A 14,064-nucleotide genomic window follows, 5' to 3' on the forward strand; every position below is an offset into this window, starting at 1 on the left:
CTCCTCGGCAGGGCGGATCGAATGGGCCGGTACGGTTCGTGTCCGGCTGCTTTGTGGCTCGGGTAATCCGCCGCCCCGTTCTGGACGGCGGATCGAGGTGAATGCGGCACATCGGTGGCCGTGCCGTCGAGTACGGGCGCGGTCGATGGCGGCAAGGGGCACTGGCCGGCGCACGGGCGGCCGACGATCGGAATGGCTCAGGACACGGAAGCTTCGCTTCTACGCGTCGAGTCCGGTGAGGAGGATGGCCCGAGGGGCAACAGGGTCAGTGGCGGAGGGACCCGGGACGTGCTTGGCCGAGCGTGCCGCCCCTGACGGGAAGGCTTGTCTGGAGAAAACGTGGTACCCGCACCGCGGTCCGACCCCCGTTAAGTCGTCCTGGCTGAATCGGACACGCAATCCGATCCAGGATCACTCCCGGCGGCCCGGCCGCCGGCGCACATCATGCGTTCTGCTGGGCAATTCACTGTGTCGGTCGGCAATTACGTGGTCCGACATGGAACGTAGCACCAGGTACTCGCCCGACCGACGAACCGAAGACTGCCACTCTGTGAATGGTGGAACAAGAGTGCCCCGTGGCCGAATGGTGCACTGGCGTGAAATGGACCCCCCGTGACTGGTTCGCCCTCTTGCCGGGCCACGGCTTTGGGGCGATATGGACCTCATGGTGGGCAAGGGACGGAAGGGCCCGTCTGGACAGCGGGTCGAACGGCGTTGCAAGCTCTCGCCATGAAAATCTTGAACCACGGTCCCGCGCCGGCCGGGGCGCCCGCCGCCGGAGGAAAGAGCACCCGGTTAGGGCCCGGTCGCGGCGCGTTCGCCGGGAGGCCCGCGTGACCGGTAATACCGAGGTGATGTCACGGCAGCGGCCTGGCCTCGCGCTGGGAGTGCTCGCCGGGGCGCTCGCCCTGGACGTGAGCGGTCTCGCGGTGCTCAACGCCGCGCTGCCGTCCGTGGGTGACCGGTTCGGCATGGCCGAGTCCACGCTCCAGTGGGTCATGATCGCCTACGCGGTCACGTTCGCCGGTTTCCTGCTGGTGGGCGGCCGTCTGGCCGATGTGCTGGGCCGCCGCAGGGTGTTCGAGGCCGGTGTCGCGCTGTTCACGGTGGCCGCGCTGGCCGGGGCACTGGCCCCGGACACCGGGGTGCTGCTCGGCGCGCGGGCGGTCCAGGGCATCGGCGCCGCCCTGTCGGGGCCCGCCGCGCTGGCGCTGCTGACCGAGGTGTTCCCGGCCGGTCCGGCACGGAACCGGGCCCTGAGCGTGTACGCGGCGGTCGGCGCCGCGAGTTTCAGCGGCGGGGTCCTCCTCGGCGGTGTGCTGACCCAGTTCCTCGGCTGGCGCTCCGTGCTGTGGTTCTCGGTGCTCCTCGGCCTCGCCGTGCTGGCGGCGACGCGCGCCGGGCTGCCCGACGGAGCCGGGCGCGGCGGCGGGCTCGACCTGCCGGGCGCGATATCGGGCACCCTCGGGCTCACCCTGCTGGTCGTCGGCGCGAGCAGTCACGGCGCCCTGGCCTGGACCTCGCTCGTCGCGGCGGTGGCGTTCCTGCTCCTCTTCGTCGTACGGGAACACCGCACCCCCGACCCGGTCCTGCCGCTCGGCCTCTTCCGCGTCTCCTCGGTGCGGTCCGCGAGCCTGGCGGCGTTCCTCCAGTACATGGGCTCGGTCGGGCAGCTCTTCTTCGCGCCGCTGTATCTGCAGGACATGCTGGACTACTCCCCGCTGGAGTCCGGCCTCGCCCTGGTGCCGATGTCGGCGGGCGTCTTCCTCACCGCCAACTTCGCCACCGGGCGCCTGCTGGCCAAGTACAGCCCGCGCACGCTGATGGTCGTCGGGCTCGTCCTGATCGGCGCGGGGACGGCGCTGTGGATGAGCACGCCCCACGACGGCTCCTACCTCCTGCACATCCTGCCCGGCCTGCTGATCAGCGGCATCGGCCAGGGCCTGAACTTCCCGTCGATGACGTCCGCCGCACTCACCGGCGTCCCGCCGGAGGGCCACGCGGTCGCCGGCGCGGTGAACGTGGTGGCCCAGCAGATCGGCGCGAGCGTCGGCGTCGCGGTCATGGTCCTCGCCGCGGCGACCAGCGACGACACACTCGGCGGCTACCACATCGCGTACCTGGTGGGCGGCGCCGCGTGCCTGGTCGGAGCGGTCGTCATCGCCATGACGGGCCGCCGGGGGGAACCCGGCGGCCGGAGCCCGGCCGGACCGTAGGGCGCGCCCGCTCCGGGGGAAAACCCCCGGAGCGGGTGCGGGACAGCCGCGTTCCCGGCCGCGTCGCGCCGCGGGGACACTGGCCGCATGCGCATACGCGAGATCATCCGCGCGGCGGCCGGGGCCCCGTTCAGCCGCAGGGCACGGCGCGAGGCGGCGTACTGCCTGGCCGGCTCCCCGCTGGGTCTCGTGGGCGGGCCGCTCCTCACGGTGGTGCTCGCGCTCGGCGTCGCGCTGACGGTGTCGCTGCTGCTCGCGGTGGCCGGCGCGCTCCTCGTCATCGCGGGGCTGCTGCTCGCCCGCGCCCTGGCCGGCGTCCACCGCGGCCTCGCCGGGGCGCTGCTCGGTGAACGGACGCAGGCCCCGCCGCCGTTCCGGCCGGGCCGGGGCTTCGTGGGCCGCCTCGACGCGCGGCTGCGGGACGGCACCGGGTGGCGCGCGGCGGCCTACGTCCTCGCGAAGCTGCCGGTCGGCGCCCTGCACGCGTACGCCGTGCTCTGGTGGCTCACCGGCCTCGTGAACCTCTCCGCGCCCGTGCGCTGGACGGTGTTCGGACAGCACCCCGAGCCGGGCTCCGCCGAGGGCATGCCGGTCGTCGGCCCGCTGCCGTTCGGCGGGCAGGACGCGGACACCTTCGCGGGGACCTGGGGCGCGGTCCTCGTCGGCGCGGTGACGCTGCTGTGCGCGCCCTGGGTCACCCGGGTCGTGGTGGCGGGCGACCGCTGGCTGATCCGGGCGCTGCTCGGTCCCGGCCGGCTCGCCGACCGCGTACGGGATCTGGAGGAGACGCGCGCGCTCGCCGTCGACGACTCGGTGGCGCTGCTGCGCCGGGTCGAGCGGGATCTGCACGACGGCGCGCAAGTACGCCTGGTCGCGGTGGCGATGAGCCTGGACATGGTCAAGGAGGGCCTCGACGCGGGCCGGCCCCTGGACGTGCCCCGCATCAGGCGGCTCGTCGACGGCGCGCACCAGAACACCACCCAGGCCCTCACCGAACTGCGGGACCTGGCGCGCGGCATCCATCCGCCCGCCCTCGACGAGGGCCTGCCCGACGCGCTCGCCACGCTCACCGCGCGCAGCTCGGTGCCGGTCGAACTCTCGGCGGACGTGCCGGTGCGGCCCACGCCCGCGATCGAGACCATCGCCTACTTCTGCGCCGCCGAGCTGCTCGCCAACGTCATCAAGCACAGCGGGGCCGGCCGGGCGGCGGTCCATCTGGTCCAGGGGGACGGGCTGCTGCGGCTCACGGTCACCGACGACGGGCACGGCGGCGCGGCGCCCGGCGGGGGCAGCGGCCTGGCGGGGCTCGCGCAGCGGGTCCGCACGGTCGACGGGCGGATCGAGGTCCGCAGCCCGGCGGGCGGCCCGACCGCGGTCACCGTCGAGCTGCCGCTGAGCGCGTGAGAACATGCCGCTCATGCGTGTCGTGATCGCCGAGGACGCCGCCGTGCTGCGGGAGTTGCTGGCCCAGATGCTCATCGAGCGGGGGCACGAGGTCCCCGCCGCCGTGGGCGACGCGGAGGCACTCGGCGCGGCGGTCGCCGAGCACCGGCCCGACGTCACCGTGGTCGACATCCGCATGCCGCCGACCCACACCGACGAGGGGCTGCGCGCGGCCATCGGCATCCGCGCCCGCCACCCCGGCACCGGGGTGCTGCTCTTCTCCCAGTACGTCGAGACGCGGTACGCCACGCGGCTGCTCGCGGCGGGCTCGGCGGGCGTCGGCTACCTGCTCAAGGACCGGGTCGCGAATGTCGCGGAGTTCACGGACGCGCTGGAGCGCGTGGCGGCGGGCGGCACGGCGCTCGACCCCGAGGTCGTCACGCAGCTCGCCGGGGCGGGGCGCCGCGCGGCCGAACTGGCGCCGCTCACGGCCCGCGAGCGCGAGGTGCTCTCGCTGATGGCGCAGGGCCGCTCCAACGCGGCCATCGCGCAGGCCCTCTTCGTCACCGCGGGGACGGTGGAGAAACACGTGGCGTCGGTCTTCGACAAGCTGGGGCTGCCCGTGTCGCACGACGACAACCGACGGGTGCTCGCCGTCATCCGCCATCTGCGCTCCTGAGCCCGGATCAGCACACGCGCTCGACCGTCGAACGTGCCGCGCGGCCCTGTCGGGGTACGGAACGGGACGGACCGGAGCGACGTGGACGAACCGGCTCTCCCCCGCCTCCGGGACCAGGCAGGAACTCCGCATTCCGACCCGAAACACCTACGCGTTCTTCACCACACATCCATGGACTTACGCCCCAGTAAACACATACCCGCAGGACAAAGGCATATGCCGTAAGCATCACTGCATCGACTGTTGCCAAATCCCTTACGGGCCCCCACCCGCTGTGCCAAAGTCATGAGCGGTCCCCCACCGCCGAGCCGGTTCGCGCCGCCTCTCCCACGGAGCACCCCATGCCGTCCCACGTCTTCGCGGATCACGCCGCCGCCCAGCCGCCCGAGCGCGGCGCGGTCGACGCGCTGATCTCGCAGGCACGCCGCCTGCGCGGCGAGGTGGACGCCATGCGGCGCGAGACCTCACCCGACGGCCCCGACGGCGTGGACCCCGAGGGACGCTGGCAGCGTGCGCTGTACGACCTGGCGGTGCACCAGCTCAACGACCTCGACGGCCATCTCGCCCAGCTGCGGGACGGGCCGCCGGGGGCCGCGGGCGAACCCGGGGCGCCGGCCGGGTCCAGCGCGCGGGAGCCGCGGAGGGGCTCCCTCCTGAGCCGGGTCGGCAGCGCCGAGTGGGACCTCCTCACCGACGAGGCCACCTGGTCCGGCGAGCTCTACGAGATCCTGGGCCGCGACACGGCCGCCCCGCCCCTCTCCCTCGACGAACTCCCCTCCCTGGTGCACCCCGAGGACCAGCCCCTGCTCACCGCGATGGTCACGGACTGCCTCGTCGACGGAAAGCCGATCGACGGTGAGTTCCGCGTCGTGCGGCCCGGCCGCGGCGTGCGCCAGGTGCACATGATGGGCGAGCCGGTCCTCGCGGCCGACGGCTCCACCGCCTCCATGTGGGCGGTCCTGCGGGACGTGAGCGAACTGCGCCGCAGCAGGCTCGCCGTCCACGAGAGCCAGGACTCGCTGCGGCGCCCGCGCGACGGCGCGCAGACCGATCACCGCCTCGCGTCCGCCCTCCAGGAAGCGGTCCTGCCACCCTGGCACGACGCCCTGTGCTTCTCCGCCGGCGGCCTCGACGTCGCGGCCGACCACCTCCCCTCGTCCGCCGGCGCCCTGTTCGCCGGCGACTGGTACGACGCCCTGCGCCTGCCGGACGGAGACGTCCTGCTGAGCGTCGGCGACCTCACGGGACACGGCGTCTCCAGTACGTCGGGCCTGGCGATGCTGCTCGGCGCCCTGCGCGGCACGGCGGTCACCGGAGCGGGCCCCGGCCACCTCCTGAGCTGGCTGAACCAGCTGCTGGAGGTCACCGGGCGCCCCACCACCGGCAGCGCCGTCTGCTGCCGCTACGACCCGGCCGGCCACCGCCTCGTCTGGGCGCAGGCCGGACACCCCGCCCCGCTCCTGTTCCGCGAAGGGACGGGGCGCGCGCTGACGTCACCGGCCGGCGTGCCCCTCGGGACCGCCTCCGGAGTCTCGTACGCGCAGGCCGAAGTGCGACTCCGCCCGGGTGACCTCCTGTTGCTGCACACCGACGGCCTCGTCCCCGGATGCGACCGGGACGCGGCCACGACCGAACTGCTCGCGATGGCCCCCCGCTTCACCGGGGCGCTCGGCACGCAGGACTGCGTGCGCGCCGTCCTGGAGGCGTTCGACGAGGCACCGCGTGAGGCCGACGCCTGCCTGCTGATGGCACGGGTCTAGCCCGCGTCCGACGGCGTGGGCAGACTCCCGTGCCCACGGTCCGGTGGTCAGAACGGGCGCGTCACGCCCTCGCCGTCCTGCCCGCCGTCCTGCCCCCCTTCGGCAGCGCGAGCCTGATCTCCTCACGCAGGTCCTGGATCTTCGGGAAGTCGGAGTACTGCGCCGTGAGCCGGAACATCTCGCGCAGCCGGTCCCAGGTGCGGTGGGAGGAGTTGGAGTTTATCGACACCAGGGCCAGGCGTGCGTAGCGGTCGGCCTGCTCCGGGTCGTCGGCGATGAAGCAGGCCGAGGCCAGTGAGATGTAGTCGAAGATCTGCGAGCGGTCGCGGCCCTTGGCCCGCAGCTCGATGGCCAGCTTGGCGTGCCGCTGGGCGACGGTCGCGGCGGCCGGGTCGTGCTCGGCGAGGGTGCGGTAGGCCAGGGCCTGCATACCGTGCAGATCCGCCTCGTCGAACATCTGCATCCAGCTCGGCGGCTCCCTGTCCCCCTTGTCGGAGACGAAGAGGTCCTCGGCGCGGCCGAGCGTGCGCCGCATGGCCTGGCCGTGCCCCATCGACGCCTGCGCCCAGGCCTCGATGGTGTGCAGCATCGCCTTGGTGCGCGGCAGGGCCTCCTCGCCGCCGCCCGACGTGGCCAGCTTCATCAGGTCCAGGGCGTCGTCCGGCTTGCCGAGGTGCACCATCTGGCGCGCGGCCCGCGACAGGGCCTCCCCGGCCCGCGGCCGGTCCCCGCCCTCCCGCGCCGCGTGCGCCGCGATGACGAAGTACTTCTGCGCCGTGGGTTCGAGGCCGACGTCGTGCGACATCCAGCCGGCGAGCACGGCGAGGTTGGCGGCGACGCCCCACAGGCGCCGCTGGAGGTGGTCGGGGTGGCGGTAGGCGAGCATGCCGCCCACCTCGTTGAGCTGGCCCACCACGGCCTTGCGCTGGAGTCCGCCGCCGCGGGAGGCGTCCCAGGCGCGGAACACCTCCACCGAGCGCTCCAGTTCCTCGATCTCCTGGGAACCGATGGGAGCGGCCTCGTAGCGGTCGGCGGCGGGGTCGACGTGCAGGGGGTCGTGGGTACGGGGGGCGTCGGCCGCGAGGGCCGGGTCGGCGTGCAGCCAGTCATGCATGGCGCTGCTGAGCGCGGAGCCTGCGGCGAGCGCAGCGCCCGCGCCCACCAAGCCGCGTCGGTTGAGCATGAGGTCCATTCCCGTGAATTCGGTGAGGACCGCGGCCGTCCGCTCGGGCGCCCATGGCACGCCGTCGGGGTGCTCCACACTCCCGTCGCCCTGCCGCTTTCCTGGGCGTCCCTGCCGGACCAGACCGAGATCCTCAGTGGTCACGACACGGCCGAGACGCTCGGTGAACAGGACCGCGAGCACCCGCGGCACCGGATCGCGCGGGATCTCCCCCATGTCGATCCACCGCCGCACCCGCGAGGTGTCGGTGGCCAGCTGCGGGTGGCCCATGGCCGCCGCCTGCCGGTTCACCAGTCTCGCGAGCTCACCCTTGGACCAGCCGGCCAGGCCGAACAGGTCCGAAAGGCGGGTGTTGGGTTGTCCGTTCACGTCAAGCCCCCAGGTTCTCGGCTGAGTTGACAGTAACCGTCTGTCAGTTGCTGAGCGACTATTCGCCAGGGTTCGCCAGGGTGCGCCACATGGTGTGCCAGGGGAGGCCGGGTGTCAGGTAGGAGTGCGCCACCCCGACCCGGTCGCCGCAAGGCACTCCCCAGGGTGCACCCGAAGCGGCCGGGCCGGGAGGCGCACGCAATGCACAGGCACACGAAGGGATCTGTATCGCCCATGCACGCAGCATCGTCCTCCGTGTCCGCCCCGCCCCGGCCGCCGCACCCGCGTCCCCCCGCCCAGCGGGGCCGCGAGACGCCCCCCTCACCGGGGAGCGGCCCCTATCTGGAGCCGGTGCGGTCCGCCACCGCGCAGCTCGGCGTCGGCCGTGCGCACCGACCGCCCGGGGCCGGCACGCAACCGCTCAGCGGGAGACTCGACTTGTCCGGCCCCCAAGGGGCGCAACTGCGCGGCGCGATCGCCTCGGTGCACCGCATCTGCCCGGAGTTCAACCCCGTACAGGTGCTCCGCCGCAACGGCCGCACCGCCCTGCTCATCGGCACCGTCGGGCGCGGCACCGCCGTCGCCAAGTGCCTGCTCGACCGCTCGCCCGCCTGGTCGGAGCGGCTACGGCACGAAATAGCCGCCTACCGTTCCTTCGTCCGCCACCGCCCGCCGGTCAGGGCGCCGCGGCTCATCGCCGCGGACCCCGACGACTGCACGCTGGTCATCGAGCGGATGCCGGGACGCGTGGCGGCGTTGCAGCGGCACCCGATCGAGTGTCCGCCGCGGGCGGACATCCGGGCGGCGCTCGGCTCCGTCGTCCGCCTCAACCAGTGGCAGCCGCCGATGGAGGTGTTCGGCAGGCCGCTGGACTACGGTCGGCGCATCGCCCGCTTCCACGAGCTCGGCCTGCTGACCGACCGGGACATGGGAGACCTGCAGAAGCTGCTGCACGGGATCGCGCACTCGGCCGTCCACCAGAGTGGCGGGCCGCACGCGATGTGGCAGTTCTGCCACGGCGACGCCCTGCTCTCGAACATCCTGCTCTCGCCGCCGGGGCCCGTCCTCGTCGACTGGGAGCACGCGGGCTGGTACCTGCCGGGGTACGACCTGGCGACGCTGTGGGCGGTCCTCGGTGACGCCCCGGTGGCGCGGCGCGAGATCAGCCAGCTGGCGCAGAACGCGGGTCCGGCGGCGCGCGACGCCTTCCTGGTCAACCTGATGCTGGTGCTGACCCGTGAGATCCGTACGTACGAGATGGCCGTGCAGCGTTCGATGCACGGGACGACCCCGACGGCACCGGGCGCGGCCCACCCCGGTGCTGTGCCGTCCGGCGAGGAACAGCGGCTGCTGCTGAGGCGGCTGCACGACGACTGCCAGCTGGCCCGCCGGGCCGTGCGTGCGGCGGTCGGCACTCGCTGACGGGGACCGGAGGTCCGCGGCGCGCCGGGGGGGGTCCGGGCGCACCGCGGACCTTCGCATGCCCCTGGTCCGTGCCTGCGGCCGCTCGCCGCGCCGGTCCCGCGCCACTCCGGCCGCGCGGGCGGGAGTATCGGCCATCCTGTCATGTTCCCCGTACGGCTGCGGACTTGCGACCGTAGCGTCAGGGTATGTCCGTCAATGACGCAGAGCAGATCGACCGGGCCAACGCCTCCGGTCGCACACCGGTCGTGTTCGTGCACGGCCTGTGGATGCTGGCAAGCAGCTGGGACCACTGGCTCCCGCACTTCGAGGCCGCCGGTTACGCGCCGGTCGCGCTCACCTGGCCCGGCGAACCGGCGACGGTGGCCGAGGCCCGCGAGCACCCCGAGGCCATCGCGGGCAAGAGCGTGAAGATGGTCGCCGACCACCTGGCCGGCCTGATCGGCACGCTGGAGCGCAAGCCCGCGGTCGTCGGGCACTCCGTGGGCGGACTGCTCACGCAGATGCTCGCGGGGCGCGGCCTGTCCGCGGTCTCCGTGGCGATCGACCCGGCGCCGTTCCGCGGTGTGCTCGCGCTGCCCCTGTCGACGGTGCGCTCGCTGCGCCCCATGATCGCCAATCCGGCCGACCGCAAGCGCGCCAAGCCCCTGACGTTCCCCCAGTTCCGCTACGCGTACGCCAACGCCGTCAGCGAGGAGGAGGCCAGGGCCATCTACGACCGCTACGCCGTGCCCGCGCCCTGCGTCGCGCCCGCGCAGGCGGCGCTGGCCAACCTCAATCCGCGCACCGAGGCCAGGGCGGACTGCCGGACGCCGCGGCGCGGTCCGCTGCTGATCATCTCCGGCGGGAAGGACAACGCGGTGCCCTGGTCGATGGCGAACGGCGCGTACAAGCGGCAGAAGGCCAACTCCGGCGTCACGGAGATCGTCGAGCTGCACGGGCGGGACCACGCGCTGACCCTGGACAGCCGGTGGCAGGAGGTGGCCGACACCGCACTCGCGTTCGTGCGCCGCTTCACCTGAGCGGGGCGGCGCGCCGTGCCGGCGGCCTGGACCTGGTTCGCGTTCGTCATCCGAACAGGTGATCTTCACTCCGCTCATTGGTCCACGCCACTGACGCGCCGCAGGCGGTGTGGCCTCCCTGGCGAAAAACTCTCCTTGACCCGGCCGGACCAGCGCTGACTTGGGAAATCACTTGTCCTGGACATGATTGACGGATCGTCGGCGAGCCGGTACCACTGACCCACGCCCGGCCCGCACACCCCGTCACGCATCACCGGCCCAGACGTCCCAGGAGGCTGCATTGCGAGCATCCGCACGTGCCCGTACGTCGTCCGCGCGCAGACGCACCATCAGGACGGCGGGCGCTCTCGCGTCGGCCGGGCTGCTGGTGCCGCTGCTCGGCGCGGCCCCGTCGCCCGGCGCCGCCCGACCCCCGTCCGACACCGACCTGCAGAGCGCCTTCGCCGCGGCCTCCGCGGAGTACCGCGTGCCGCAGAGCGTGCTGCTCGGCGTCTCCTACCTCCAGTCCCGCTGGGACGCGCACGGCGGCGCGGCCAGCGTCACCGGCGGCTACGGCCCCATGCACCTGACCGACGCGCGCACCGCCCTCGCCGCCGCCTCGCACCACAGCGAGGGCACGGAGGACCCGCGCGGCGACACCTCGCGCCCCGCGAAGCCGCCGAAGGCGCACGTGCCCGCGGAGAGCGAGGTCCCCGCGCGGCTCAAGACGCTGCCGCGCGCGGCGGAGCTGACCGGCCTGCCCGCCGAGAAGCTGCGCACCGACACCGCCGCGAACGTGGAGGGCGGCGCGGCGCTGCTCGCCGCGGCCCAGAAGGGGCTCGGCAAGCCGCTGGGCGGTGACCCCGCCGACTGGTACGGCGCGATCGCCCGCTTCTCCGGGGCGGACGACGAGGCGACGGCGGCGACGTACGCGAACGACGTGTTCGCCGTCATCCGCGACGGCGAGCGGCGCACCACGGACGCCGGCCAGCGCGTGACGCTCGCGCCGGTACCGGGGCTCGGGCCCGACGCCTCGCAGCTCGAACGGATGGGCCTGCGCAAGGCGCCGACGGGCGGCACGGAGTGTCCGAGGACCGTCGCCTGCGAGTGGATTCCGGCGCCGTACGAGGAGTTCAAGGACCCGAACGGCAACCCCGACTACGGCAACCACGACCTCGGGGACCGGCCCAAGAGCCAGAGCATCGACTCGATCATCATCCATGACACCGAGGGCCGGTGGGAGGGCGTCCTGAAGATGGTGCAGGACCCGACCTACGTGTCGTGGCAGTACTCCCTGCGCTCCACGGACGGCCACATCGCCCAGCACGTGAAGGCCAAGGACGTCGCCTGGCACGCGGGCAACTGGTACGTGAACTCCAAGTCGATCGGCCTGGAGCACGAGGGCTTCCTGGTCGCCCCCGACACCTGGTACACCGAGGCCATGTACCGGACGTCGGCGCGTCTCGTGAAGTACCTCGCCAAGCGGTACGACATCCCGCTGGACCGGCAGCACATCCTGGGCCACGACAACGTGCAGGGCACGACGAGCGCCGGAATCCCGGGCATGCACACCGATCCGGGCCCCTACTGGGACTGGCAGCACTACTTCACACTGCTCGGCAAGCCGTTCAAGCGCACGGCCGGCGCGAAGGGCGGCGTGGTGACGGTGGCCCCGGAGTACGCGAAGAACACGCCGGAGTACACGGGCTGCGAGAAGCCCGGCCAGAAGTGCGTGCCGCACGGTTCGGCGGCGGTGCGCGTGCACACCGAGCCGCGCGACGACGCCCCGCTGATCAAGGACATCGGCAAGCGGCCCGGCGGCCAGGACTCCACGATCGACGTGAACGACGTCGGTGCCCGGCTCTCGACCGGCCAGCAGTACGCGGTCGCCGAGCGCAGGGGTGACTGGACGGCCGTCTGGTACCTCGGCCAGAAGGCCTGGTTCAAGAACCCGAAGAAGCAGCCCACGGCGGTCGACGCCAAGGGCCTGGTGGTGACGCCGAAGGAGGGCGCGACGGAGGTGCCGGTGTACGGACGCGCCTACCCGGAGAAGGAGGCCTACCCGGCGGGTGTGCCCGTCCAGGCCGTCTCGCCGCTGCCGTACAAGATCCTCGCGGGCCAGAAGTACGTGGTCGGCGACAAGGTCCCCGGCGAGTACTTCTACGCCCCGACGTTCGACACCGCGCCGCACCGGGTGGTGCGCGGCAAGGACATGTACTACGTGATCCAGTACGGGCACCGCATCGGGTACGTGCGGGCGGCCGATGTGCGGGTGGCTCCCTCGTCGAAGTGAGGGTGGCATGACCGGCCGGGTCCGGGCCGCCCGTGTGGGGGCGGCCCGGACCCGGAACGGGATGGGCGCAGGGTGAGTTCGCGGGTGCGGGACGCTCCGGCGGCGACGCGGGTGGCGCGGCCCGCCCGCCGCCCCGGGTGGTGGGGAGGGCGGCACCGCCGCGTGCGGGTCAGCCCTGCTGGAAGAGCTCCGCGGGCAGCGGCTTCAGGAGCGCGTACAGATCGTCGGTGATCGGGCGGTCCCAGGCGGCGATGGTCACCAGGACGTTGTCGCTCCGGTCGAACTGCACGCACGAGATGCGGCTCTCCGAGAGCTTCAGACGGCGCACGATGAGGAGGTTGTCCCCCTGCATCACCGGCAGGTCCTCCGTGGAGACGACCGTGATGTCCTCGTCGTTCTCCAGGGCCAGGAGCAGCTGCGCCACCTCGAAGGGGATCTCCCCCTCCTCGGTCTCCCGCGCGGGCGAGCCCTCGGGGAGGTTGCCGATGATCATCGCGGGGCCGCGCCCGCCGAAGAGGTCGTAGCGCAGGAACACGCCCTGGCAGCTGCCGTCGGGCGCGGGCAGCAGGCCGGCGCCGAGATTGCCGGGCCAGTCACCGGGATCCATGGCCAGGACGTCGAAGTCCGGGCCCGCGGGGGTGGCGGAGCTGCGGCGGCGGAGGAAGGACATGCGCCCATGGTACGTGGCCCGCGAGGTTTCCCGCCGCGGGGGCAGCAGCCCCGCCGCGCCGTCCGAGCCCACCTCGCCGGACCCTCCACGCCCACCTCGCCGAACCGCACGCGGGCGTGCGTCGGCGGTGCGGCCGGGTGGGTGTCCGGGCGTGGCCCGGTGTCGGCGGGTGTCGGTCGCGGGGGGAGAATGACGCACCCGGCGGAGACGGAGGGGGCCGAGGGCATGGGTGAAGCGAGCACCGTACTCGACTACTGGCACGGCGGTCTGGACGCGGTGCCGGACGAGGTCTGGCACCATCCGCGCCTTGAGGTGCTGCTCCTGCCCGACAACGCGCTCACGCACCTGCCGCCGCGCATCGGCACCCTCGGGGACCTGCACACGCTGGACCTCGGTCACAACAGGCTGCGCGCCGTCCCCGCCGAGCTCGGCGGCCTCACCCGGCTCAGCCGTTTCCTCTACCTCCACGACAACGACCTCACCGAGCTGCCCGCGTCCCTCGGCCGTCTCACCCGGCTCGCCTACCTGAACGTGGGCGAGAACCGCCTGACCGCACTGCCCGACGCGCTCGGCGGCATGACCGGCCTGGTGGAACTCCGGGCGCAGCACAACGAGTTGACCCGTCTGCCGGACACCATCGGCTCGCTGGCCGCGCTCCGCGAGCTGTGGCTGCGCGGCAACCGGCTCGGGGACCTGCCCCGGTCCGTTCACCGCCTGCGCGAGCTGCGCGAGGTGGAACTGCGGGACAACGCCTTCACCGCCGTCCCCGAGGCCCTGCGCGGCCTGCCGCTGCTGCGCCGCATCGACCTGCGGGGCAACGCCGTCCGCCGACTGCCCGACTGGCTCGCGGAGTTGCCCGCCCTGGAGAAGCTGGACCTGCGCTGGAACGGCGTCCAGATCCACGACGGGCTGCTGCGCGCGCTCACGGAGAAGGGCTGCGTGGTGCTCCGCTAGGTGTATTGACCCGCAGGGTTGTTGACGCGGTTGATGGGCGGCTGGCCGCCGAGTGCGGTGTGGCAGCGGTGGTGGTTGTAGGTGTGGAGGAAGTCTGCCAGGGCTGCGGTCCGCTCTGTGTTGCTGGTGTAGGG

At 73.2% G+C, this 14,064-nt stretch carries 11 protein-coding genes; 8 read left to right on the top strand and 3 right to left on the bottom strand.

What is annotated here, in order from left to right; all coding sequences use genetic code 11:
• The first annotated feature begins 833 nt into the window (after nucleotides 1–833).
• The 4 genes from AB0I16_RS16915 (at nucleotide 834) to AB0I16_RS16930 (ending at nucleotide 6,038) form a co-directional block, all read left to right on the top strand.
• Entirely contained in the window at nucleotides 834–2,216 is a 1,383-nt protein-coding gene (locus tag AB0I16_RS16915) for an MFS transporter (RefSeq protein ID WP_363250158.1), read from the top strand.
• Between the two features lie 87 nt (nucleotides 2,217–2,303).
• A complete protein-coding gene (locus tag AB0I16_RS16920) occupies nucleotides 2,304–3,620 on the top strand; it encodes a sensor domain-containing protein (protein ID WP_363250159.1) in 1,317 nt (438 codons plus the stop codon).
• 13 nt (nucleotides 3,621–3,633) lie between these two features.
• A complete protein-coding gene (locus tag AB0I16_RS16925; protein WP_363250160.1) occupies nucleotides 3,634–4,278 on the top strand; it encodes a response regulator transcription factor in 645 nt (214 codons plus the stop codon).
• A 341-nt stretch (nucleotides 4,279–4,619) separates the two neighbouring features.
• A complete protein-coding gene (locus AB0I16_RS16930) occupies nucleotides 4,620–6,038 on the top strand; it encodes a SpoIIE family protein phosphatase (protein WP_363250161.1) in 1,419 nt (472 codons plus the stop codon).
• Between the two features lie 61 nt (nucleotides 6,039–6,099).
• Here the strand turns inward: AB0I16_RS16930 and AB0I16_RS16935 are convergent, their stop codons facing one another.
• Nucleotides 6,100–7,590 carry a hypothetical protein gene (locus AB0I16_RS16935; protein WP_363250162.1) on the bottom strand — a complete coding sequence of 497 codons (1,491 nt, stop codon included), beginning with the start codon at nucleotides 7,588–7,590 and terminating at the stop codon, nucleotides 6,100–6,102.
• A 234-nt stretch (nucleotides 7,591–7,824) separates the two neighbouring features.
• On the opposite strand from AB0I16_RS16935, the gene AB0I16_RS16940 reads away from it, so the two are divergent.
• The 3 genes from AB0I16_RS16940 to AB0I16_RS16950 all read left to right on the top strand — a co-directional run bounded on the left by AB0I16_RS16940 (nucleotide 7,825) and on the right by AB0I16_RS16950 (nucleotide 12,306).
• Complete coding sequence (locus AB0I16_RS16940) at nucleotides 7,825–9,012, top strand: aminoglycoside phosphotransferase family protein (RefSeq protein ID WP_363250163.1); 1,188 nt, start codon at nucleotides 7,825–7,827, stop codon at nucleotides 9,010–9,012.
• 188 nt (nucleotides 9,013–9,200) lie between these two features.
• A complete protein-coding gene (locus AB0I16_RS16945; RefSeq protein ID WP_363250164.1) occupies nucleotides 9,201–10,034 on the top strand; it encodes an alpha/beta hydrolase in 834 nt (277 codons plus the stop codon).
• A 280-nt stretch (nucleotides 10,035–10,314) separates the two neighbouring features.
• Nucleotides 10,315–12,306: an N-acetylmuramoyl-L-alanine amidase gene (locus AB0I16_RS16950; RefSeq protein ID WP_363250165.1), complete on the top strand. Its 1,992-nt coding sequence runs from the start codon at nucleotides 10,315–10,317 to the stop codon at nucleotides 12,304–12,306.
• A 169-nt stretch (nucleotides 12,307–12,475) separates the two neighbouring features.
• Here AB0I16_RS16950 and AB0I16_RS16955 read toward each other — a convergent pair whose 3' ends face one another.
• On the bottom strand, nucleotides 12,476–12,976 hold the full coding sequence (locus AB0I16_RS16955) for a hypothetical protein (protein WP_363250166.1): 501 nt from the start codon (nucleotides 12,974–12,976) through the stop codon (nucleotides 12,476–12,478).
• A 225-nt stretch (nucleotides 12,977–13,201) separates the two neighbouring features.
• Between AB0I16_RS16955 and AB0I16_RS16960 the strand changes: the two genes are divergently transcribed.
• Nucleotides 13,202–13,930, top strand: a complete 729-nt coding sequence (locus tag AB0I16_RS16960) for a leucine-rich repeat domain-containing protein (protein ID WP_363250167.1) — start codon at nucleotides 13,202–13,204, stop codon at nucleotides 13,928–13,930.
• Here the strand turns inward: AB0I16_RS16960 and AB0I16_RS16965 are convergent.
• Nucleotides 13,927–14,064: integrase core domain-containing protein (locus AB0I16_RS16965; protein WP_363250174.1), on the bottom strand; the 138-nt coding region annotated here is incomplete at its 5' end. The two genes, AB0I16_RS16960 and AB0I16_RS16965, sit on opposite strands and share 4 nt — an antisense overlap.

Source organism: Streptomyces sp. NPDC050703 (assembly GCF_040654435.1).
GTDB lineage: Bacteria > Actinomycetota > Actinomycetes > Streptomycetales > Streptomycetaceae > Streptomyces.